This window comes from Ruegeria sp. B11, assembly GCF_056539785.1.
The window spans coordinates 80,983-103,633 of record NZ_JBQFVO010000004.1; the positions used below are offsets into that span (position 1 = coordinate 80,983).

24 protein-coding genes are annotated in these 22,651 nt (G+C 58.2%); 18 read left to right on the top strand and 6 right to left on the bottom strand.

The annotated features are described in order from the left end of the window. Positions 1–88 precede the first annotated feature (88 nt). Entirely contained in the window at positions 89–1,045 is a 957-nt protein-coding gene (gene hemC / locus ACR0I1_RS14810; RefSeq protein WP_480707051.1) for a hydroxymethylbilane synthase, read from the bottom strand. 107 nt (positions 1,046–1,152) lie between these two features. Between hemC and hemE the strand changes: the two genes are divergently transcribed. Further along, positions 1,153–2,187: a uroporphyrinogen decarboxylase gene (gene hemE / locus ACR0I1_RS14815; protein WP_480707224.1), complete on the top strand. Its 1,035-nt coding sequence runs from the start codon at positions 1,153–1,155 to the stop codon at positions 2,185–2,187. A gap of 58 nt (positions 2,188–2,245) precedes the next feature. On the opposite strand, the gene ACR0I1_RS14820 is transcribed toward hemE, so the two are convergent. After that, positions 2,246–3,340, bottom strand: coding sequence for a CaiB/BaiF CoA transferase family protein (locus ACR0I1_RS14820; RefSeq protein WP_480707052.1), 1,095 nt, complete (start codon positions 3,338–3,340; stop codon positions 2,246–2,248). A gap of 155 nt (positions 3,341–3,495) precedes the next feature. Between ACR0I1_RS14820 and ACR0I1_RS14825 the strand changes: the two genes are divergently transcribed. The 7 genes from ACR0I1_RS14825 to uvrC all read left to right on the top strand — a co-directional run bounded on the left by ACR0I1_RS14825 (position 3,496) and on the right by uvrC (position 10,789). Continuing rightward, a complete protein-coding gene (locus ACR0I1_RS14825) occupies positions 3,496–4,011 on the top strand; it encodes an SRPBCC family protein (protein ID WP_170395597.1) in 516 nt (171 codons plus the stop codon). 91 nt (positions 4,012–4,102) lie between these two features. After that, entirely contained in the window at positions 4,103–5,032 is a 930-nt protein-coding gene (locus ACR0I1_RS14830) for an ABC transporter ATP-binding protein (protein ID WP_480707054.1), read from the top strand. Further along, complete coding sequence (locus ACR0I1_RS14835; protein WP_170395601.1) at positions 5,029–5,790, top strand: ABC transporter permease; 762 nt, start codon at positions 5,029–5,031, stop codon at positions 5,788–5,790. Before ACR0I1_RS14830 ends, ACR0I1_RS14835 begins: the two co-directional genes overlap by 4 nt. A 104-nt stretch (positions 5,791–5,894) precedes the next feature. Next, positions 5,895–6,692 (top strand): S49 family peptidase, encoded by a 798-nt coding sequence (locus ACR0I1_RS14840; RefSeq protein ID WP_170395603.1) that lies wholly within the window; start codon positions 5,895–5,897, stop codon positions 6,690–6,692. A 168-nt stretch (positions 6,693–6,860) separates the two neighbouring features. Continuing rightward, positions 6,861–7,823: a calcium/sodium antiporter gene (locus ACR0I1_RS14845; RefSeq protein ID WP_170395605.1), complete on the top strand. Its 963-nt coding sequence runs from the start codon at positions 6,861–6,863 to the stop codon at positions 7,821–7,823. A 21-nt stretch (positions 7,824–7,844) separates the two neighbouring features. Then, on the top strand, positions 7,845–8,624 hold the full coding sequence (locus tag ACR0I1_RS14850) for an SDR family oxidoreductase (RefSeq protein WP_480707057.1): 780 nt from the start codon (positions 7,845–7,847) through the stop codon (positions 8,622–8,624). Positions 8,625–8,914: 290 nt separating this feature from the next. Then, a complete protein-coding gene (uvrC, locus tag ACR0I1_RS14855) occupies positions 8,915–10,789 on the top strand; it encodes an excinuclease ABC subunit UvrC (protein ID WP_480707058.1) in 1,875 nt (624 codons plus the stop codon). Here uvrC and ACR0I1_RS14860 read toward each other — a convergent pair. After that, positions 10,786–11,670, bottom strand: a complete 885-nt coding sequence (locus tag ACR0I1_RS14860; RefSeq protein WP_480707059.1) for a DMT family transporter — start codon at positions 11,668–11,670, stop codon at positions 10,786–10,788. The two genes, uvrC and ACR0I1_RS14860, sit on opposite strands and share 4 nt — an antisense overlap. Positions 11,671–11,860: 190 nt before the next feature. Here ACR0I1_RS14860 and pgsA point away from each other — a divergent pair, with 190 nt between their 5' ends. The 3 genes from pgsA to ACR0I1_RS14875 are packed head-to-tail and all read left to right on the top strand — an operon-like array spanning position 11,861 to position 13,223. After that, complete coding sequence (gene pgsA, locus ACR0I1_RS14865; RefSeq protein WP_170395613.1) at positions 11,861–12,529, top strand: CDP-diacylglycerol--glycerol-3-phosphate 3-phosphatidyltransferase; 669 nt, start codon at positions 11,861–11,863, stop codon at positions 12,527–12,529. 3 nt (positions 12,530–12,532) lie between these two features. Further along, positions 12,533–12,778 carry a molybdopterin converting factor subunit 1 gene (moaD, locus tag ACR0I1_RS14870; protein WP_170395615.1) on the top strand — a complete coding sequence of 82 codons (246 nt, stop codon included), beginning with the start codon at positions 12,533–12,535 and terminating at the stop codon, positions 12,776–12,778. Position 12,779: 1 nt separating this feature from the next. Beyond that, positions 12,780–13,223, top strand: coding sequence for a molybdopterin synthase catalytic subunit (locus ACR0I1_RS14875; protein WP_170566171.1), 444 nt, complete (start codon positions 12,780–12,782; stop codon positions 13,221–13,223). A 5-nt stretch (positions 13,224–13,228) separates the two neighbouring features. Here ACR0I1_RS14875 and ACR0I1_RS14880 read toward each other — a convergent pair whose 3' ends face one another. From ACR0I1_RS14880 to ubiA, 3 genes are all read right to left on the bottom strand, one after another. Continuing rightward, positions 13,229–13,549 (bottom strand): hypothetical protein, encoded by a 321-nt coding sequence (locus tag ACR0I1_RS14880; protein ID WP_170395619.1) that lies wholly within the window; start codon positions 13,547–13,549, stop codon positions 13,229–13,231. A gap of 1 nt (position 13,550) precedes the next feature. Beyond that, positions 13,551–15,473 carry an OmpA family protein gene (locus ACR0I1_RS14885; protein WP_480707062.1) on the bottom strand — a complete coding sequence of 641 codons (1,923 nt, stop codon included), beginning with the start codon at positions 15,471–15,473 and terminating at the stop codon, positions 13,551–13,553. Positions 15,474–15,540: 67 nt separating this feature from the next. Further along, on the bottom strand, positions 15,541–16,503 hold the full coding sequence (gene ubiA / locus ACR0I1_RS14890; RefSeq protein ID WP_170423611.1) for a 4-hydroxybenzoate octaprenyltransferase: 963 nt from the start codon (positions 16,501–16,503) through the stop codon (positions 15,541–15,543). A gap of 12 nt (positions 16,504–16,515) precedes the next feature. On the opposite strand from ubiA, the gene ACR0I1_RS14895 reads away from it, so the two are divergent. The 7 genes from ACR0I1_RS14895 (at position 16,516) to ACR0I1_RS14925 (ending at position 22,606) form a co-directional block, all read left to right on the top strand. Continuing rightward, on the top strand, positions 16,516–17,241 hold the full coding sequence (locus tag ACR0I1_RS14895) for a 16S rRNA (uracil(1498)-N(3))-methyltransferase (RefSeq protein ID WP_170408406.1): 726 nt from the start codon (positions 16,516–16,518) through the stop codon (positions 17,239–17,241). Then, a complete protein-coding gene (locus tag ACR0I1_RS14900) occupies positions 17,238–18,086 on the top strand; it encodes a GNAT family N-acetyltransferase (RefSeq protein ID WP_170597230.1) in 849 nt (282 codons plus the stop codon). Before ACR0I1_RS14895 ends, ACR0I1_RS14900 begins: the two co-directional genes overlap by 4 nt. After that, positions 18,083–18,610 carry a hypothetical protein gene (locus ACR0I1_RS14905; RefSeq protein ID WP_170408404.1) on the top strand — a complete coding sequence of 176 codons (528 nt, stop codon included), beginning with the start codon at positions 18,083–18,085 and terminating at the stop codon, positions 18,608–18,610. The genes ACR0I1_RS14900 and ACR0I1_RS14905 overlap by 4 nt, the downstream gene beginning before the upstream one ends. A gap of 67 nt (positions 18,611–18,677) precedes the next feature. After that, positions 18,678–20,048 (top strand): glutamate--cysteine ligase, encoded by a 1,371-nt coding sequence (locus ACR0I1_RS14910; RefSeq protein ID WP_480707065.1) that lies wholly within the window; start codon positions 18,678–18,680, stop codon positions 20,046–20,048. Between the two features lie 70 nt (positions 20,049–20,118). Next, positions 20,119–21,192, top strand: coding sequence for a phenylalanine--tRNA ligase subunit alpha (gene pheS, locus ACR0I1_RS14915; protein ID WP_010443591.1), 1,074 nt, complete (start codon positions 20,119–20,121; stop codon positions 21,190–21,192). 54 nt (positions 21,193–21,246) lie between these two features. Then, positions 21,247–21,510 carry a hypothetical protein gene (locus ACR0I1_RS14920; protein WP_480707066.1) on the top strand — a complete coding sequence of 88 codons (264 nt, stop codon included), beginning with the start codon at positions 21,247–21,249 and terminating at the stop codon, positions 21,508–21,510. Between the two features lie 292 nt (positions 21,511–21,802). Further along, complete coding sequence (locus ACR0I1_RS14925; protein WP_480707067.1) at positions 21,803–22,606, top strand: CE1 family esterase; 804 nt, start codon at positions 21,803–21,805, stop codon at positions 22,604–22,606. The last annotated feature ends 45 nt before the right edge of the window (positions 22,607–22,651 follow it).

The following is a 22,651-nucleotide window of genomic DNA, read 5'->3' on the forward strand; positions in this document are numbered from 1 at the left end:
GATCGACCTTCTGTCCCTATATTTAACGAATTCGGCAGGGTAGACAGTGAAGAAGTTCACATTACCCTGAAATTGTTTAAATTTTTTCTTAGCGCCAGTCGAAAAACCCTGGTCCGGCCTGTTTCAACAGAGAGGCGGCCATTGTCTGACCCAGTTTTGCGCCGTCTTCGAGCGCCCCGGTGGCCTCTTCGCTGATCGCCTCGGAACCGTCCGGGCGCAGAACTTCTCCACGCAGATGCAGTTGGCCATCTTGGACTTGTGCCAGACCGGCGATCGGTGTTTCGCATGAGCCATCCAGCCCGGCCAGCAGGCTGCGTTCAGCCGCAAGGCGTTGGCTTGTTTCAACATGATGAATCGCTGCCAGCATCTCGGCGGTGCGGCTATCGTCGCTGCGCCGTTCAATGCCGATGGTGCCCTGCGCAATGGCAGGTAGCATGTCATCAGGCGATATAGCAGTCGCGGGGACGTCTTTCATATCCAAGCGGCGCAATCCGGCCATGGCCAGGAAGGTACAATCGGCCACGCCATCTGCCAGCTTCTTCAGGCGAGTCTGCACATTGCCGCGAAACTCGACCACTTTCAGATCGGGCCGCCGATTCAGCAACTGCGCCCGGCGGCGCAACGATGAAGTCCCGACAACTGCGCCCTCTGGCAGATCGTGAATCGAACTCAGAGTCGGCGAGATAAACGCATCGCGCACATCCTCGCGCGGCAGGAATGTATCCAGCACCAGCCCGTCAGGCTGTTCGACGGGCATGTCCTTGGTCGAATGTACGGCGATGTCGATCTCACCTTTCAGCATCGCCTCTTCGATTTCCTTGGTGAACAGACCCTTGTTGCCAATCTCTTTCAGCGGCCGGTCCGCGTCGATCATGGCGCGGTTGTCACCGGTGGTCTTGATTACCACGATCTCAAACGCGTCCTCAGGCAGGTCGAAAGCGGCGCCAAGTCTCTGACGGGTTTCATAGGCCTGCGCCAGCGCCAGCGGAGATCCACGGGTGCCGATTTTCAGAGGCGATGCGGGGGTAGGCAATATCAGACTCATGTGCACAGCTTTAGTCGCGTCACATTGCCCTGACAATGGGGGCAGAGCTTGACAAATTGCCACTGAGGGCCGACGCGTTGCACCAAACCGGAACACTGGGGGCACGAATGGCCGAGACAAAGAAATTGCTACGGGCGCTGGCGGGGGAAGTGCAGGATGTGCCGCCGATCTGGATGATGCGACAGGCCGGGAGGTATTTGCCTGAATATCGTGCAACGCGCGCACAGGCCGGAGATTTCCTGTCTCTTTGCTATAACCCCGAGCTTGCCGCCGAAGTCACCCTTCAGCCCATTCGCCGCTACGGCTTTGATGCCGCGATCCTGTTTGCTGATATCCTGCTTGTGCCGCAGGCGCTGGGTGCGGATTTGTGGTTTGTCACCGGCGAAGGTCCTCGCCTTTCGACAATTACACGGGAGTCGGAGTTTGATGCGCTGAAGCCGGTTGATGCAATTCATGAGACGCTCTCTCCGGTGTATGAAACCGTGCGTATTCTTTCGCGTGAGCTTCCTTCTGAGACAGCTCTGATCGGATTTGCAGGCGCGCCCTGGACAGTGGCTACCTACATGATCGCCGGACGGGGCACCCCGGATCAGGGGCCAGCCCATGCGCTGCGCGAAGAAAACACTGCGCTGTTCGAGGCGCTGTTGGATCGGATCACGGCCGCGACAATTGAATACCTGTCTGCCCAAATCGAGGCAGGGGCCGAGGTTGTCAAAATATTTGATAGTTGGGCGGGATCATTGAAGGGCGAAGCGTTTCAGAAATACGCCGTAGAACCCTGTCGCGAGATTACTGCTGCCATAAAGGCCCGCCATCCGGGCATTCCCGTCATCGGTTTCCCACGCGAAGCGGATCAGGGTTACATCGGTTTCGCCAAGGCCACCGATGTGGATTGTGTCGCGCTGGACAATTCTGTGTCGCCCGAATGGGCTGCTGCGAATGTGCAAGTCGATGGGTGTGTGCAGGGCAATCTGGCTTCATCGCATATGGTGACAGGCGGGCAAGCGCTTGTCGATGAGACGCGGCGGATTGTCGAAGCCTTCTCAAAAGGACCGCATATCTTCAATTTGGGTCATGGTATTACGCCAGATGCGGACCCTGAGAACGTTCAATTGATGATCGATACGGTGCGCGGGCGGTAAGCCTGGCGAGGGGGGCAGCCCCCTCTTGGCCTGCGGCCAATTCACCCCCGAGGTATTTTTAGCCAGATGAAGCGGGAGGAAGTTCGTTCAAAATCTCATTTGTATGCTCTCCGCGTTTGGGGCTGGGCCGCGGTTGCCAGTTGTAGGTTGAGAATCTAGGAGCGGCTGCGGCTTGACGTGTTTCGTCGTGGTCGATCCATGTTTGGCGAGCCGAATTCATAGGGTGATCCCGTGCTTCTTGTGGACTTAGGACCGGCGCAACGCAGGCGTCCGTGCCTTGAAACAGCGCCGCCCATTCGTCGCGCGGCTTCTCGGCAAAGATTTTGCTCAACCGCTTCGTCAGGTTGGGCCACGTCGCATGGTTATATTGCTGAGCGAATTCCGCGTCATCGCTGAGCCCGAGGATGTCCAGGAAGTGAGCATAGAATTTTGGCTCCAGACATTGAACTGAGATGAAGCCGCCATCTGCGCAGGCGTAGGTTCGGCTCCAATGCGGTCCGTCAAGCAGGCTTTGACCCCGGGTGTCGGACAGGTTGCCGGTTTGGCGCAGGCTCATCAGCAAATTCATCATGTGTGCCGAGCCATCGTAGATGGCGGCGTCCACCACCGTGCCTTTGCCTGTGCTCCGGGCATTCAGAAGCCCGGCGAGCAGACCTGCAACCAGATACATCGCACCACCGCCGATATCCCCGACTAGTGTTGCGGGCGTCAAAGGCGGTTGGCCGGGCGGCGACGCGTAGGATAAAGCCCCTGAAAGGGCAATATAGTTGAGATCATGGCCCGCTGTCTCAGAAAGTGGGCTATGCTGCCCCCAGCCTGTCATTCGGCCATAGACCAGCTTTGGGTTCAGGTGATGACAGTCTTCCGGCCCCAGCCCCAGCTTTTCCATCACGCCGGGGCGAAAACCCTCGATCAGCGCATCAGCCGTTGTGATCAGCCGTTTTGCAACGCTAAGGTCCTGCGGGTCTTTGAGGTCCAGCGCAATTGATCGTTTGCCGCGATCCAGCAGCGAACGTTCAGGCATACCCGGAGTGACGGCGGACCCTTTGCGATGGATGGTAATGATATCGGCGCCCATATCCGCCAGCAGCATGGCCGCGAAGGGGGCTGGGCCCAGCCCTTCGATTTCGATGATGCGTATGCCGTGCAGCATGTCTTCCTCCTGCGGCGCAGGGTTTCTGTTGGGCGGAACGAATGCAAGCGAAGAATCCCGATCCAGTGCCTTGGTTTGAGCAAACTGGTTGCCTGCATCGATGTTTCAGGGCTAGGTCTTTGTGGTCTGCCGTAGGATTAAAAAGAGGTTGAGAGATGCAGTTAAGCGATACCCGTGAAATTCAGGCGCCGCCTGCCGCCGTTTACGCTGCGTTGCTGGACCCTGAAGTATTAAAAGCCTGCATCAGCGGCGCGCAGGAGATTACCGGTGATCCAACCGAGGGGTATAATGCGACCGTGGTGCAAAAGGTTGGCCCTGTGAAGGCGACTTTCAAAGGCACAGTGACCATGTCCGACATGATTGAGCCCGAACGCCTGACCATCGCAGGTGAGGGCAAGGGGGGCGCTGCAGGCTTTGCCAAGGGAAGCGCAGATGTAACCTTCGCGCCCAGCGAGGCTGGTGGCACCCTTCTGACCTACGAGGTCGAGGCTAAGGTGGGTGGCAAACTGGCTCAGCTGGGCAGCCGCCTGATTGATGGGTTTGCCAAGAAGATGGCCGATCAGTTCTTCGCCAATCTTCAAGAATATTTCGAAGGTCCGCCACCGCAAGAAGACGCTGCCGAAGAAGAGACCAAGTCAGGCTGGCTAGGTCGCCTGACGGGACGAGACTGAACCCTGCGCACACGCGCATGGCACTGTGCGGAATTGGACTGTTCGACGATGGTCCGTCACGATAGGTTGCGGGGTCAGAACGAGGTTACGCATGACGACCATATTGTCGATCCGGGATTTGCGGAAGTCTTATGCCGATGGGTTTGAGGCGCTGAAAGGTGTGTCTCTGGACATTGAAGAAGGTGAGATTCTAGCGCTGTTGGGCCCCAATGGGGCGGGTAAAACAACGCTGATCTCGACTGTGTGCGGTATTACCACGCCGACTTCGGGCTCGGTCACCGTAGGTGGCCATGACATCCAGACCGAGTATCGCGCAGCCCGCAAGATGATTGGGCTGGTGCCGCAGGAAATCGCGCTGGAACCGTTCGAGAAGGTCTGGAACACTGTCCGCTTTTCGCGCGGGCTGTTCGGTCATAGCGGAGACAACGCTAGGATCGAGGAAATCCTGCGCAAGCTGTCCCTATGGGACAAACGCCGTAACGCAATCAAGGAACTATCCGGAGGCATGAAGCGACGTGTGCTGATCGCGAAAGCCTTGGCGCATGAGCCAAGGGTGCTGTTTCTGGATGAACCCACGGCCGGCGTAGATGTCGAGCTACGTAAGGACATGTGGGAGATCGTGGCCGAATTGAAGCAGGCTGGTGTCACCATCATCCTGACCACTCACTACATCGAGGAAGCCGAGGCAATCGCCGACCGTGTGGGTGTCATCGACAAGGGTGAGCTTTTGCTCGTGCAGGACAAAGACACATTGATGGCGCAGATGGGCAAAAAGCAGATTGAGGTCATGTTGACCGAGCCTATTTTATCGGTTCCCGACGTTCTGTCCGATCATCAACTGACGCTCAACGGTGCAGGCGATGCGCTGATCTATACTTACGACACCAATGCCGAGCGCACGGGCATCACCACTCTTCTCAATGATGTTGCACAGGCCGGTCTAATGCTGCGTGATGTGCAGACGCGGCAATCGAGCCTTGAAGAGATTTTCGTCAACCTCGTGTCCGGAGAACCCGCATGAACTGGTCCGCTATTACTGCCATCTACCGGTTTGAAATGGCCCGGTTCTTTCGCACACTGGCGCAGAGTTTTCTGTCGCCGGTCCTGTCGACCTCGCTTTATTTCGTGGTGTTTGGCACTGCCATCGGCAGTCGCATTCAAGAGATTGAAGGCGTGTCCTACGGGGCCTTCATTGTGCCGGGTCTTATCATGTTGTCCGTAGTGATGCTGTCAATCTCGAACGCGTCCTTTGGCATCTACTTTCCCAAATTCTTGGGTACGATTTATGAGTTGCTTTCAGCCCCCATCAATTTCATCGAGATTGTGATTGGTTATGTGGGCGCGGCCGCAACTAAGGCACTGTTTGTAGGTCTTGTCATTCTGGCCACTGCGACGTTCTTTGTGGACATTCGCATTGAACACCCGTTTGCCATGGCGGCTTTCCTGATCTTGTCTTGCCTCAGTTTCTCGCTGCTGGGGTTTATCGTGGGCATTTGGGCCGGAAATTTTGAGCAAATGTCGCTTGTCCCCCAGCTTGTTGTGACGCCCCTGATTTTTCTGGGTGGGACGTTTTACTCGATCTCGATGCTACCTCCGCTTTGGCAGACGATCACTCTGTTCAACCCTGTGGTTTATCTGATTTCCGGGTTCCGCTGGTCATTCTATGGTATCGCAGATGTCCCGATATTTTGGAGCCTTCTGGCCATACTAGCCTTCACCGGAATATGCCTCGCGATCATTGGCTGGATCTTCAAAACCGGTTGGCGCATCCGCAGCTAGGGCGTTGCATTTTTGCCCATCAGGTGTGTGAAATTGGTTCACGTCGCGTTTATGGCGCTTCGGGTCTCTTGTTTACGGCTCCGGCGCGCTCTACATCGGCTTCCATGAAACTCAGCCTGCCCTTCATGAAAAAGCCGCCACTTGTGGCCGTTGTTCGCCTGTCCGGTGCCATTGGAATGGCCGGGCGAGGGTCGATGAACGCGACCGCTCTGGCACCGGTGTTGGAGAAAGCCTTTCGCAAGGGCAAGCCCGCTGCGGTCGCGCTGGAGATCAATTCGCCGGGCGGCTCCCCCGTTCAAAGCTCATTAATCGGTGCGCGTATCCAACGGCTGGCGGAAGAGCTTAAGATCCCTGTCTACGCCTTCGTCGAAGACGTGGCGGCTTCGGGTGGATATTGGTTGGCGGTTTCAGCGGATGAGATTTGGGCCGATGACAGTTCGGTTCTGGGGTCGATCGGCGTGATATCGTCGGGATTTGGCGCGCATGTTTTTCTGGCACGTCAGGGCTTTGAACGGCGCGTACATACTGCGGGTCAGTCGAAATCAATGCTCGACCCGTTTGCTCCGGAAAAGAAAGAAGACATTGCACGGCTCAAAGTGCTGCTGGGCGATATCCACGAGAATTTCATAACCCATGTGAAATCTCGCCGGGACGGCAAGCTGGACAGCAGCGCTGATCTGTTCAACGGCGAGGTCTGGCTGGCCCGTCGCGCGCAACAGCTGGGCCTGATCGATGGTATTGCCCATCTGAAGCCCAAGATGCAGGAGAAGTTTGGCGACAAAGTCAGGTTCCGCCGCTATGGCCTGCGCAAACCGATCTGGTCGCGCTTCGGCGCGACGCTGGCGCAGGATGCCATAGCCGGGTTTGAGGAGCGCGCTGCCTACGCGCGTTTCGGGTTGTAGAGTGATCATCAAAGCAGTCACCTTGTTCCTGATCGCCATGGGCGTTCTGGCGATGTTCGGCAAGCTACGCTTTCCTGGACAGAAACGATTGAGTTCTGCGAAATGTCCGCGTTGTGGGCGGTTTAGGATCGGCAAAGGCCCGTGTCCTTGCGAAGAAGGAGGCCGTGGATGACGGCATGGCTGTTCTCCGGCCTCGGGCTGCTGATCCTGTTGTTGGCAGGCGACGCGCTGGTGCGAGGGGCCGTGAACCTCAGCCTGCGGTTGGGGGTTCCCGCCCTGATCGTCAGCCTGACAATAGTTGCCTTTGGAACTTCGGCCCCTGAGCTGCTGATTGCAATCAGCGCCATCAAGGAAAACGCGCCGGGCATTGCTTTGGGTAACGTGGTGGGCTCGAATACAGCGAATATCTTGCTGGTTCTGGGATTGCCCGCGCTTCTGGCGACCTTGCACACAAGTGAGTGCGACAGCCGCAAGAACTACATCTTCATGCTTCTGGCGTCGGTGTTATTTATCGGGTTGGCTTTTTGCGGGGTCTTTAATCTGCTCAGCGGGGCAATTTTGCTGGCTGCGTTGGCTCTGATCCTCGGCAACGCGTTTCGCGAAGCACATGCGCACCGTAAAGCCTGTGGTGAAGCTTGTGCCGATGAGGACGAGCTTGAGGGTCTTGAGGAAGCAGATCCTGACATGCCTTATTGGAAGGTGGCGATCTACCTGATCCTCGGCTTGATCGGACTGCCAATGGGTGCGCATCTGCTGGTCGAAAATGCGACCGTCATTGCCCGGAACTATGGTGTGAGCGAAACAGTGATCGGCCTTACGCTGATCGCGGTGGGTACGTCCCTGCCGGAACTGTCGACAACCGTCATGGCTGCCCTGAGGCGACAAGCGGATGTGGCACTGGGTAACGTCATCGGATCGAACATGTTCAATCTGCTGGCCATTGTCGGCATTACGACCTTGTTTGGGCGTATTCCCGTCGATCCTGAATTCCTGCGTTTCGATCTGTGGGTGATGCTCGGCGCGTCGCTCTTGTTGGTTCCTTTTGTATTCTTCAAGAAAGATATCACACGCGTCTGGGGCCTGATCTTGACAGCGCTCTATGTGATCTATGTTGCAAGCCTGTTAGCCTGACCTGACGAGGAGAATGAGCCCATGACCCGAGCATTGGTGACCGGTGCCGGTAAACGCCTTGGTCGTGCCATGGCGCTGTATTTGGCGCAGCGCGGAATGAATGTCGCTGTGCACTATTCCAGTTCGGATCAGGCCGCGCGTGAAACGGTTGATGAGGTTCAGGCGCTGGGCCGAAGGTCAGTTGCGCTGCAGGCCGATCTGCTTGATGAGGGGCAAGTCAGCTCATTGCTGCCGCGTGCAGCTGAGGCGCTGGGTGGTCCGATCACCTGTCTGGTCAACAATGCATCGATATTTGAGTATGACAATATCCACACAGCTACCCGCCAAAGCTGGGATCGGCATCTCGACAGCAATCTGCGCGCACCATTCGTACTGACCCAAGCCATGGCCGAGCAGGGGTTGCAGTCGGAGCTTGATGATCAGGGAGAGCCTCTAGCGATTGGGCTGATCGTGAACATGGTGGATATGCGGGTGCGTAAACTGACGCCTGAGTTCATGTCATACACGATTGCCAAGATGGGGTTGTGGGCCTTGACCCGGACTGCAGCGCAGGCTCTGACACCCGCAATCCGTGTGAACGCGATCGGCCCCGGTCCAACGCTGCAGGGTCATCGCCAAAGTGATGCTCATTTTAGCGCTCAGCGGCAGAACACGATTCTGGAGCGCGGCGCGAACCCGTCGGATATTACTGCTGCGCTGGGATACTTTCTGGATGCACATGCCGTTACGGGGCAGCTTCTTTGCGTCGATGGTGGGCAACATTTGGGTTGGCAAACACCCGATGTTCTTGGTGTAGAATAAGTAAATCTGCTGCAAGTTTTGCACCGCTCTCATCTCTGTTACTCGAGCGTTACAAAAATGTCTTAATTTTCATACACTTGTCTCAGATCAACAAATTTATCTTTTAAAAACAACACCATAATTTCCTGCCTATTTTTTGTGCAGATCAACGAATAGGCAAGGATTCAAGGGAAAATCACGATGCCCCTAAAGTTATCTGCACAGTTATCCACAGAAGTCGTGGATTTGTTTTCTCTTGATCTGAAGCGCACAAGATTGCAGCCATGGTCAGAGAATCATATCTCAGACTCATGACCGCCAGCACCGATCCCGAATCGTCGACCCAAGCCACCGGCTATGCCTGCATTCAGCGTTATGCGAAAACGCTGGACAGCTCGCCGGGTGTGTATCGGATGTTGGATGGGGACAGCCGAGTTCTTTACGTAGGTAAAGCGCGAAACCTGAAGGCGAGGGTATCGAACTACACCCGCCCGGGACATTCGGGTCGGATCGAGAAAATGATCGCCGCAACTGCCTCGATGATGTTTCTGACCACTCGGACCGAGACCGAGGCGCTGCTGCTGGAACAGAACCTGATCAAGCAGCTCAAGCCCAAATACAACGTATTGTTGCGGGATGACAAAAGCTTCCCGAATATTCTGGTCGCCAAGGATCATGCCTTTCCGCAGATCAAAAAGCACCGAGGGGCGAAGAAAGAAAAGGGGGCTTATTTTGGCCCCTTCGCCAGTGCAGGCGCGGTGAACAGGACGCTGAACCAGCTGCAAAAGGCGTTCCTGCTGCGGAACTGTTCGGATTCCATGTTCGATAGCCGGACCCGGCCGTGCCTGCTCTATCAGATCAAGCGATGTTCTGGGCCGTGCGTCGGACTGATCTCGGAAGCCGATTATCGTGAAAGCGTTAAGGATGCCGAAAGGTTCCTGTCAGGCCGATCTACCAAAGTGCAGGAAGATCTCGCCGCGCAGATGATGGCTGCCTCCGAGGCGATGGAGTTCGAACGAGCCGCCGGTTTGCGCGACCGTATCCGGGCGCTGACGCAGGTGCAGACGTCTCAGGGCATCAATCCGCGCGGCGTGGCCGAGGCTGACGTCATTGGCCTCTATATGGACAGCGGTCAAGCCTGCGTTCAGGTGTTTTTCATCCGGGCCAACCAGAACTGGGGTAACCGCGATTTCTATCCGCGCGTCGGCCCGGATGTGTCACAGGCTGAGGCGATGGAAGCGTTCCTGGGCCAGTTCTATGACAACAAGGAACCACCCCGGCAGTTGATCCTGTCTGATGCAATCGAGAATGCCGATCTGATGCAGGAGGCATTGTCGGAAAAAGCTGGACGCAAGGTGGAAATCCTGGTGCCCCAGCGCGGTGAAAAGCAGGAACTGATCGCCGGTGCCTTGCGCAACGCACGTGAATCGCTGGCCCGGCGGATGTCGGAAAGTGCCACGCAGGCCAAATTGCTACGCGGTGTGGCCGAGGCCTTTGATCTGGACGCGCCACCGAACCGGATCGAAGTTTATGACAACTCTCACATTCAAGGCACCAATGCCGTGGGTGGCATGATCGTCGCGGGCCCAGAGGGGTTCATGAAAAACGCCTATCGCAAGTTCAACATCCGCGGCGATGATCTAACCCCCGGCGATGACTTCGGCATGATGAAAGAGGTCCTGACCCGCCGTTTTACGCGCCTGCAAAAGGAAGATCCGGATCGGGACAAAGGGCATTGGCCCGATCTGCTGCTGATCGACGGTGGCGCGGGGCAGGTGGGCGCCGTACATGAGATCATGGCCCAGCATGGGGTCGAGGACATCCCGATGGTCGGTGTTGCCAAGGGTGTTGATCGAGATCACGGCAAGGAAGAGTTCCACCGCATCGGGCAGCGCCCTTTTGCGCTGAAACGCAACGATCCCGTATTGTACTTTATCCAGCGCTTGAGGGATGAGGCGCATCGCTTTGCCATCGGCACCCATCGCGCGAAACGCGCCAAGGCGGTTGGTGCAACGCCACTGGACGAAATCCCCGGCGTCGGGGCCGCGCGCAAACGCGCCCTGCTGACTCATTTCGGCAGCGCCAAAGCGGTGAGCCGAGCCAATTTGGCGGATCTTAAAGCCGTCGAGGGGATTTCAGCCGGGTTGGCGCAGAAGGTCTATGACTTCTTCCATGACAAGGGCTAGGCCTTTCGCCCCCGCCAAAGGATATAGAGGCCCGACGCCACGATGAGGCCGCAGCCAATCCACATGGTCTGATCCAATCGCTCGCCAAACATCACCACGCCCAAGCCGATACCGAACAACAGCCGCGAATAGCGAAACGGCGTCACAGATGAGACCTCGCCGGTGCGCATCGCCTTCATCAGCGCGGCATAGGCCATGACCCCCATCACAATCGCCCCGCCCATGTGCAGGCTGACATTAGGCGTCAGAGTTTGCAGCGGTGTTCCTTCCCAGAATCGATAAGCCAAACCCGCGACAATGATGCAGAGGAAGCCATAGAACCCCAGAACCTCAGTGCCCAGTGTTGCGGGCGCGGCGCGGCTGGCCAGATCGCGCCCCGCAAAGCCGAGCATCCCCAGCACGGCAAGGATTGACAGGGCCGAGAAGCTGTCTCCGGTCGGTTGGATGATGATCACAACGCCAACAAGACCGATAAAAATGGCGCTCCATCGCCGCCAGCCGACGGATTCTCCAAAGAACAACGCGGCCCCTGCGACGACAACCAGTGGTGTGGCCTGAAGGATCACCGTAGCCGAGGACAGTGGCGTCAAAGCGATCGCCAATACATAGAAAAGCCGTCCAAGGATCTCGAAGACCACACGTACCTTCATCGGGCGCGACAGCACGTCGGGTTGGAACAGACGCGTGCTACGTACTGTGGCAACCGCGGCATAGATCACTGCACCACCAGCACCGAAAAGAACAAGCACTTGCCAGATCGGGATCGACGCCGAAGCCGCCTTAAGCAGCGCATCCTCCAGCGCGAACAGTGCCATTGCGGCGACCATCCAGGCGCTGCCGATCAGATTTGACCGGGGATCGGTTTGAATATGCGGTGTCATGTCAGCTCTGGGGTGTTGTCTGGTTGGCCAGCCGACAATCTGACGCCAAAGCAATCAAGTGCCAAGATGAAACCTGTAATGTGACCACCGCTGCGACGCTTTGACTTTTAAGACAGCAAACGCTTGTGTTGGGTCAGTTTTTTAAGCCCCTGTCTTTTCTGTCTTGAACCGGCGATGTAGGGTCCAAGCCATGAAATGGAACCTGCCGAATATTCTGACTGTACTGCGCCTAGTGGCGGCCCCCGGTCTCGCCGTGATGTTTCTGTATTTCACCCGTCCCTATGCGGATTGGTTTGCTTTGATCCTGTTCCTGTCAGCGGCGATCACCGATTGGTTCGACGGGTATCTGGCGCGCGCCTGGAAACAGGAAACGAAGATTGGCGCCATGCTGGATCCCATTGCCGACAAGGCAATGGTGGTAATCGCGCTGATGATATTGGTGGGCTATTCGACTGAACACTGGACACCATGGCTGGTCCTGCCCGCGACAGTGATCCTGTTTCGCGAAGTCTTTGTCTCAGGCTTGCGAGAGTATCTGGGCGATGTGGCCGGAACCCTGAAGGTCACCAAGCTAGCCAAGTGGAAAACGACGGCACAGATGGTAGCGATCGCGATCCTGTTCTCGCAGGGGATATTCGAGCACCATTTTGTGATGGCCACGTTTGGCATGGATGCGACAACCATTGACCAGGTTCTGGCAGGGCAGGTCGAGGACCTGAACAACATCCGCTGGCATCTTGAGGCCATGTTCTGGTCAGGTCGTATCGGGTTATGGCTGCTCTGGATTGCCGCGACGCTGACATTGATCACAGGCTATGACTACCTACGTAAAGCCATGCCCCACCTGAAGGAGAGCTAACCGATGAACGTGCTGTATTTCGCCTGGGTGCGCGAACGCATCGGCCTGCCGAAAGAGAAGATTGAAACCGAGGCAGCAACAGTCAGCGATTTGGTCGCGGAACTGAGCGCGCGTGAGGATCGCTATGCTGCTGCCTTTGCTGATCTGTCGGCCCTGCGCGTGGCGCTGGACCAAGAGCTTTCGGATTTTGACGCCCCGCTGACCGGTGTGCGCGAGGTTGCGTTCTTTCCGCCCATGACGGGTGGCTAGAATGCGGATCGTCGTGCAGGAGGCTCCGTTCGATCTGGGGGCCGAAGCCAACGCTTTTGCCGCCGGGGACGATACCAACGGGGCCATCGTGACCTTCACAGGCGTTGTGCGCGATCTGGCTTCGGGCGATCTGGATGTGATGGAGATCGAGCACTATCCTGGCATGACCGAACGCGCCCTAACCAAGATCGCGGAAGAGGCGCAAGCCCGTTGGTCACTGGGCAACGTTCTGGTGATCCACCGCCACGGAAGGCTTGCCCCGGGTGACCGTATCATGATGGTCGCCACCGCCGCACCGCACCGCAAAGATGCGTTTGAGGCGGCGGAATATCTGATGGATTACCTTAAGTCTCGCGCGCCATTCTGGAAGAAGGAAATCACCACGTCCGGAGCAGAATGGGTGACTGCCAAGGACGAGGATGAAGACGCGCTGACCCGCTGGTAGGGTGCCTAGTCTGCGTTGTTGATCCGCCCGCGCATCTCTTCGGCTTCCTGCCGCGCCGCGCGCAGCCCTTCCATTGCGGCATTCAACTCGGCTTCGGTTTGAGTCAGCTGGTTGGTCAGCTCTGCCTCGCGCTGCTGAAGATATGTGATTGCCTGATCGCGTGTTTCTTCGGCCTCGTGCAGTTCCTGACTCATGCGGTCAAGATCGGCCACGTCGCTTTGGCGAACACGGGACAGCCGATGGGCCAGCCAGTTGGCGAACCAACCCATGCAGAAAGCTGCGAACAGGATGATGGCTGTGGCGATGATGAATTCTGTTCTGTTCAACTTACTGGTCCTCTGAGCCTGCATCCGGTGCGTCGGTTTCAGGTGTCTCGATTTCGGCCTCAGATTCGGCCTCGGCTTCCATCGCCTCAAGCCCGGTCAGGGTGTTGGCCACGGGTTCAGGACGGATCAGGCGAAACTCGATGCGGCGGTTCTCTTCGCGGCCTTCTTCGGTTTCGTTATCGGCGATGGGCTGCGTCTCGCCATACCCGACCGCAGAAAAGCTTGAGGTCGGCACGCGCCGTCCGCGCAATTCGTTCAGGATCGACTGCGCGCGCGACTGGCTGAGCTGCTGGTTCATCTCTTCACGGCCCTGACTGTCGGTATGGCCCTGAATCTCCAACCGGATGGGGCCACATTCACGCAGGATGTCCGCGATCTGGTTCAGGGCATCGCGCGAGTCTGCTGCGACGGTGGCTGATCCCGGTTCGAACGCAATTTTTCTGGCGGCCTGAACCTCGGCCAGCTGCTCTTCGCAGACCTCAGGGTCGGGCGGCGCGTCGGCGGGTGCGGGCGGCTCCTGATAGGTGATTGACAGGGTGTAATCCTGCGCCTCGCCCAGCTTGTCCGATAGCATGCCGGCGATCCGGGCCTTGGCGTCGGGATCATGGCTGATGCCCGACAGTGCTACATTGTCCGGCGTAACGGTCAGGGCGCCATTGTGCAGTTGCGACAGTGCCTCCAGCCCGGCCAAGACGCGTATGGGCCAATCCGCGGGCAGGTCCGGTGCAATCCGGGTGGCTGTGTGCACCTGCAATGATCCAAAGGCGGCACGTGCAAAGCTGTCGGTCATTTCACGCAGCGTTTCGTCACTCAGACGGCCACGCAGTTGAACCAAACCCTCAGGGCTACGTGTTGCGACGAATTCAATAGGCCCAGTCGGGTCATCCGGTTCGGGTTCGGGAAGAACTGCATGCAAGGCGAAAACCTCGGGCAGCGTATTTTCGAGCTCTCCCACGATGCGGTCGAACTCCAAAGGGTTTGTCCCTTGTGTGGCAACTAGAGTGATATCTGCATCCGACAGAGTAACTGAACCCTGACCAAGTTCAGATAGCGCACGAATGCTGAGCTGCGCTGCATTCGCCCAACGCGGAGACGGTACGCCTAGCCCAATGGTGCAGGAATAGGGGCCGGTTAATCCGGCCTCTTGTGCTGCAGCGACGATGATGTCGCGCGCAACTTCATCCTGGGCCGAGCACGCATCAAACTGCCCGCCATCTTCATCAATCAAATAGCGCAGCGTGAATGGTGTGATTACCGGGCGAGGTGCCGAAATCGAAAGGCCGATTCGCAGACCAGGTGGCGCGGCGCGGCTCAGGTCTTGTTCCAGCTGGTCTTTCTCTTGCTGGCTATCGGCAATGGCCGTGATACGCACCAACCCTGGGCTGGCAGATATCTTGGCCCGTGGCAAATCCGAGAGCGCTTCGATCGCATAGTCGATTGCCTGATCCCAACCGTCTGGCTTGGGATAGTCGGCACTTTCCATCAGGTCCGAAACTGACGCGTCCCGATCAAGGCGTTGCAGCCTGTCTACCAGATCGTCGCGATCCAGAGCCGCAGGTACTAGCCCGATAATCGAAATTCCACTGTCATTGCGCAGGATCTCGGTAGAAAAGCGGGGCGGTGTCAGATCGGCGGTGGGAGCAACCCCCATCTCGTCAATGACGCGCGAGGTGTCGACCTCGGTGCCCGCAGCGATCAGGGCGTTGAATCGGGTCGCCTCAGTCGGGGCCGTGCCGGTCAGAACGACACGCAGGCCGTCGGATTCGACTTCGGCCCAATCATGCCCCTGCAAGTTCAAGGCCTTTCGCACGGCCAGTTCCGAGGCGTCTTCGATCTTGCTGACCGCAAATCCAGCGACCACCAGCGATAGCACGGCGGACACCGCGAAAATCAACGCAACAGCTAGGGCGTAAGGCAGACGCATGGGCGAAATCGAGACTCCTCGGGCGGTTGGTTCCGGGACTCATACAGAGCGCAGCACAGAGGTGCAATCAGAGGAAAAGGGCGACGCAGAGGAAGATCAGCGGAATCAAGCCGGTGTCGCGATTGGCCCGGAAAAGCTGTAGCAATTTGGCGTTGTCCTCCGTGTCCAGCCCCCGCAATTGCCAGGCCAGATGCCACCCCATCGCCCAAGGCCCGCCAAGGGCGACCGCCAAAGCAAGAACCGATGTCCCGGGCAAAGCCGCGTCGATAATTGCAAAGGCCATTAGACTGACGGTTCCAATCAGAAAATACTTGAGCCAACGGGCGGTATCGGTGCCAAACAACCGTGCGGTGGACTTGATGCCGATCAGCTCGTCATCCTCAGCATCCTGATGGGCGTAGATCGTGTCGTAGAACAAAGTCCACGCGATTCCTGACAGATAAAGCATGATCGCAGGCCAGCCCACGGTGCCGGTATGTGCAGCCCAGGCCAGCAATGCGCCCCAGTTGAAGGCCAGCCCCAGAAAAATCTGCGGCCACCACGTAAAACGTTTTGCATAGGGATAGATGGTAACAGGCAGCAAAGACAGAACCCCCATCGCAATCGCGGCCCGGTTGAAGGTCAGAAGGATGGCCAGGGCCAACAGACATTGCAGCACCATCCAGAATGCAGCCTGACGGACACTCACTTGGCCTGAGGGAATCGGGCGCGACCTTGTACGCTCGACCTTCCCGTCAAACTCACGATCAGTAATGTCGTTCCACGTACAGCCCGCGCCGCGCATCAAAAACGCACCAATGGCACAACCAACTGCGATCCAAAGATCCTCCCATCGTGGTGCGCCGTCGCTCAGGATGGCCAAGGCCAGACCCCACCAGCAGGGAATCAGCAGAAGCCATGTGCCGATGGGTCGGTCTGCGCGGCTGAGCCGCAGGTAAGGGCGGGCAAAGGCGGGGGCGTGGGTGTCGACCCAATTGCCGGTTACGGCATCGGCGACTTGACCGTCTGGTGTTGGGGCATTGCCTTGCATATGTAGGGTCTCATGAATGCGAAGATCAGACTGTATGTAGAGCACCCTTTGGGTCCGGGGCAATCGGTTCCTTTGACGCGTGAGCAGGCGCATTATCTGTTCGGTGTCATGCGCCTGTCGGTTGGGGGGCAGGTCGCGCTATTCAATGGCAGCGATGGCGAGTGGCAGGCAGAGGTCGCAGAAGCAAGTAAACGAGGCGGAATTCTGTCGTGCGTGGAGCAATCGAAACCTCTGCAATTACCGCCCGATCTGTGGCTTCTCTTTGCACCGATCAAGAAGGCGCGGACCGATTTCATCGTTGAAAAAGCAGCTGAAATGGGGGCCGCGCGGATCATACCGGTGCAGACCGAATTCACCAACTCCGAGCGCATTCGGCAGGATCGCTTGCAGGCCCACGCAATTGAGGCGGCCGAACAATGTGGCGGCACTTTTGTGCCTGAGGTCGCTGACCTCCAGCGATTGGATCGTATCCTGGGCGCGTGGCCCGATGATCGCCAATTGATGTTCTGTGACGAGGCAGAAGCCGGCTCGGCTCTGCGCTTGGCAGAGAATGAGAAAGGTAAGCCGTGGGCGATCCTGATCGGCCCCGAGGGCGGGTTTTCCGAGCCCGAACGCAAACGGTTGGCAGAGCTGCCATTTACCCATGTGGTCAGCCTCGGCCCACGCATCCTGCGCGCCGATACAGCAGCCGTTGCGGCGATGACAATGTGGCAGCAATCGTTGGGAGATTGGACGTGACGTGGCAATTGGCGCAGGAAACGGACCTGTCCAGGATCGACTCGTTTTTGTCCCAACATATCCAAACATCGATGTTCCCTTTGGCCAATCTACGGGATTTTGGCCTGTGCGGTACGCATCCTCGGTCGTTGAATGCATGGACGCTTGGCAGCCCGTTGCGTGCGGTCTTTGCCATAACAAATGAAGGCATGATCCTGCTGCAATGTCCCGACTGTTCGGATACCGAACTTGCCGCAGCGATTGACCTTATTCGAGGCCGGGCCCTGTTCGGCATCGCGGCTGAGGCAACGCAGGCTCGTCGGATAATGCAGTTGGCAGGTTGGGAGGGGCGACCCGCGACCCTGAACAGCGATGAGCCGGGGTTTTCCCTGGCGTTGGATCGACTTCAAATACCGGATTTCAGTGGGGCAGATCTCATGCCGCTTACTGATGTAGACCGTTCGGTCCTTGAAGACTGGCGAGAAAGCTACCTCATCGAAGCCATGGATTTTGATCCTGTGCGCGCACAGACGCAGGCTGGGAAGGACATCAAGACCTATATCGAGCGGGATTCTCATCGAGTTTTGCTGCAGAATGGCCTACCGGTCAGCATGACCGGCTTCAACGCCCGCCTGCCTGATGTGGTGCAGATCGGCGGTGTCTACACGCCACCAGATTTACGAGGGCGGGGCTATGCGCGTTTGGCTGTTGCCTTGCATCTGGTTGAGGCGCGCGACGCGGGAGTTTCCAGAGCTGTCCTCTTTGCGGCTTCCGATGCGGCAGCGCGGGCCTATATATCCATTGGGTTCCAGCCTGCGGGTCAATACTCGCTGATCCTGTTCAAAAACCCGGAGGACGTGGCATGAGTTTCTTTCGACCCGAAGCCAAACTGGCCCTGTGGCGCTGGCGCGAAGTGCTGGTTGCAGGGTTTGTTCTGATCCTCGGCCTCAGCTGGATCAGCGGCCCCGGCGGATTGCTGGCGTGGTTGGGGTGGCTGCTGATCGTCGTCTCGATGGCACTGGCGGTGATCGGAGTGCAACGCGCGCGCTTTCGCAATGGTGCGGGAGGACCGGGTGTGGTGACTATTGATGAAGGCCAGATCACCTATCTGGGCCCGCTCGACGGCGGCATCGTTGCAGCCCGCGAAATCGAGCGGTTGGCGTTGGATCCGACCTCGCAACCTGCGCATTGGGTTTTGGATCAGCCGGGGCAGCCGACCCTTCACATTCCGGTGAACGCCGAAGGGGCCGAGGCACTGTTTGATGTGTTCTCAGCACTTCCGGGGCTTAAAACCGAGCAAATGCTGTCGGAACTCAACGGTCGTGCGGCACATCCGGTGGTGATCTGGGAACGCACGCCGTCACGGCCTGCGCACCTTAGGCTGCATTGACACTGGCGCGGTTTGCGCTCAGGACTGACCGCCAAGACAGACACATCAGGATCGGAGCACGGGTCACATGTCCATCCCCCAGTCCGGCGGCGGACCGATCGAACGCCATGAGCAACTGGCCGAATATCTGGAATCGGGCTGCAAGCCCAAGGAAGATTGGCGCATCGGAACCGAGCATGAGAAGTTCGGCTATTGCAAAGACACTCTGAAACCACTGCCGTTTGAAGGCAAACGGTCCATCGTGGCTGTGCTGGAAGGTTTGCGCGACCGTCATGGTTGGGCCGAGGTGCGCGAAGCTGGGCATCTGATCGGGCTTGAGAAGGACGGCGCGAATGTCAGCCTGGAACCCGGCGGCGCGCTGGAACTGTCGGGTGCCCCGCTGGAAACCATCCACGAGACCTGTGACGAGGTGAACACCCACCTGCGCGAGGTCAAGGATATCGCCGATGAGATCGGTGTCGGCTTTATCGGTCTGGGCGCAGCCCCGATCTGGACCCATGAAGAGATGCCGTTGATGCCCAAAGGCCGTTACCGGCTGATGAACGATTATATGGAGAAAGTCGGCACCATGGGCCGTGCCATGATGCGGCGCACCTGCACGGTTCAGGTCAATATCGACTTCGGGTCCGAGGCCGACATGGTGCAGAAGCTGCGCGTCGCGCTGGCCCTTCAGCCGGTCGCGACGGCGCTGTTTGCGAACTCTCCGTTTTTCGAGGGCAAGGTGAACGGCCAGAAAAGCTGGCGCAGTTATATCTGGCGGCATCTGGACGATGCACGGACGGGCATGCTGCCCTTTGTGTTCGAAGAAGGCTTCGGGTTCGAACGCTATGTACAATATGCGCTCGATGTACCGATGTATTTCGTCTATCGTGACGGCCAGTATATCAACGCGCTGGGCATGTCATTCCGCGACTTCCTGCAGGGCAAACTGCCTGCACTGCCCGGTGAGACGCCGACTCTGTCCGATTGGGCCGATCACCTGACCACGGCATTTCCCGAAGCGCGGATCAAGAAATTCATGGAGATGCGCGGCGCCGATGGTGGCCCATGGCGCAGGCTCTGTGCGCTGCCTGCCTTCTGGGTTGGTCTGACCTATGATCAAACCGCACTGGATGCCGCTTGGGATCTGGTCAAAGGCTGGGATGCCGAGACGCGCGAAGCGCTGCGGGTTGAGGCTGCCAAGGATGGCCTTCAGGCGCAGGTCGGCAACATCAACATGCATGATTTGGCGCGCCAAGTGGTCTCGATCGCCGAGGCCGGTCTGGCGTCCCGCGCGCGCCCCGGTGCGGGTGGTCTGGTGCAGGACGAGACGCATTTCCTGAACGCGCTCAAGGACAGCATCGATACGGGCAAGGTTCCCGCTGATGAGTTGCTGGATCACTACAATGGCGACTGGAATGGCGACCTGACCCGGATTTATCCCGAATACAGCTATTGATCCCCACCGTCCCGCTTGCATTCGCGGGGCGGGGCCGATAGCAGGTTGGCGACCAAATTCAGAGGGCGTCATGGACGATCTTAAGGCAAAATATCTGGGCCAAATCGCCGAAGCTGGCGATGAAAACGCGCTTGAGGCGATCCGCGTCGCTGCCGTGGGCAAAAAGGGCGAGGTCGCGCTGAAGATGCGCGAACTGGGCAAAATGACCCCCGAAGAGCGTCAGGTCGCAGGCCCTGCGCTTAATGCCTTGAAGGATGAGATCAACTCGGCCCTGTCGGCCAAGAAAGCAGCGCTTGCCGATGCCGCGCTAGATGAGCGTCTGCGCACCGAATGGCTGGATGTCACCCTGCCGACCCGCGCGCGCCGTCAGGGTTCGATCCACCCGGTCAGCCAAGCGACCGAGGAACTGACCGCGATCTTTGCCGAACTGGGTTTCTCGGTGGCCGAAGGGCCGCGGATCGAGACCGACTGGCACAACTTCGACGCCCTGAACATCCCCGGCCACCACCCTGCGCGGGCCGAGATGGACACATTCTACATGCACCGCGCCGAGGGCGACAATCGCCCGCCGCATGTGCTGCGCACGCATACCTCGCCAGTGCAGATCCGCTCGATGGAACTGCAGGGCGCGCCGATCCGCGTGATCTGCCCGGGCGGTGTCTACCGCGCCGACTATGACCAGACTCACACGCCGATGTTCCATCAGGTCGAGGGGCTGGCCATCGACAAGGATATCTCGATGGCGAACCTGAAATGGGTTCTGGAAGAGTTCGTGAAAGCGTTCTTCGAGGTCGACGACGTCGAGCTGCGCTTCCGCGCCTCGCACTTCCCCTTCACCGAACCATCGGCCGAGGTCGATATCCGCTGTTCCTGGGACAATGGTCAGCTGAAGATCGGCGAGGGCGACGACTGGATGGAGATTCTGGGTTCCGGCATGGTCCATCCCAAGGTGATCGCCGCCGGTGGCATCGACCCCGAGGTTTATCAGGGCTTTGCGTTCGGGATTGGGATCGACCGTCTGGCGATGCTGAAATATGGCATTCCTGATCTGCGGGCGTTCTTTGATAGCGACCTGCGCTGGCTGCGGCACTACGGCTTTGCAGCGCTGGATATGCCGAACCTGCATGGTGGTTTGAGTAGGTAGGTGTACCCGCTGGGCGTGTGTCTGGCTCGATACGTCGATTGGTGGCGCCGCCGCGTGACCGATGCTCCCTTTCTATGGCTGGTCGGATTAGTTGTTGCTGCAAACGTTCTACGTTTTTTGGTAGAACGTTTGTTCGGGTCGTCCTTTCTTTGGGTTTTTCTGGTTGTGCTTATCGCTATGTTTCCGGGAATGTGGGTGGCTCTTTTGGCGACCCGCAAAGGGTTCCTGAAGAAACTGAATCCACGGAAAGAGGTGGAAGATCAAAAGGCCATGTCTAAGAAGTTCATTGATGAATTCGCGAAAAGGCAGTCGAAATAGCTCGCGCGGAGCAAAGGCCGATAGGCTGCTGCACCATCGACAGACCGCCTGCTCGGACTGGCGATTTGTCTCTGTTAGTGCTCCGTTTGAAAGCTTCGCGGATTTGGCCGGCATAAAGTGCCCACCACAGCCCGTGGATCGCCACCCCGCGGTCGGGCGATAGCGCGGCTTTGTGATTTGATCCGTTGTAGGGTGGCGTTTCACCCCACCGTGGGGCGGTTGGTGCGGTTAAACCCCACCCTACACCAATATGTTATGTGACAGCGCGGCAGACGTCGCTAGGCTCCGGCCTATGATCTATCGACTGCTTTTTCTTCTGCTGACCGCAACCCCGGCCTTTGCGATGGGGCCGTGGAAATCTGATTGTCACGGCGATACCGCCTGCGAGGTCGGCGACCGTTCGTACCATGTGCTGGAACCCGATGGCTGGGATGGCGAAACGCCTCTGCCGGTGCTGCTGCATTTCCACGGCTGGGCGCGGCAGGGCGATGTGGTGGTGAACCATGAGCGCATCGCCGGGGCAACCAAGCTGCGCGATGTGCTGTTGGTGGCTCCGAATGGGCTGGGCAAAAGTTGGAACTTCTGGACTGCTGATACCGCAGACGTGCCGTTCGCAGATCGCGTGCTTGAGGACGTCGCCAAACGCTATCCCATTGATCCTGAGCGTATCTATGTCTCGGGCTATTCTTATGGCGGCGCAATGGCGTGGCGCTATGTCTGCCAGTCGGGAAACGACATCGCCGCTCTGCTGGCGGTAGCGGGCTCGATCCGCCAGACCGAGGACTGCCCGGAAGCCCCGCGCGAGGTGCGTCATGTTCATGGGCTGGACGATACGGTGATGGATTTTCCCTTTGGGCCGGATGGCGACACGACCTATCCGGTGGCGCTGTGGAAGGCCAAGTTCAACTGCAACGGCGCGACCCCGCGAGGGGATTGGAGCGTGAAGCCCTTCCTGACGCTCAGCCGATTGGAGTGGACCGATTGCGCGCAAGGGCAGGTGACGCTGGACACCCATCCCGGCGGGCACTTTATTCCCCACGGCTGGATCGGCTGGCAGCTGGACGAGCTTTTGGGTCGCACCCCCACCTATCCGTGAGCCGCAGCGCTTGCACCTTGGCGCAATCTTTGCCATTGCCTGTGC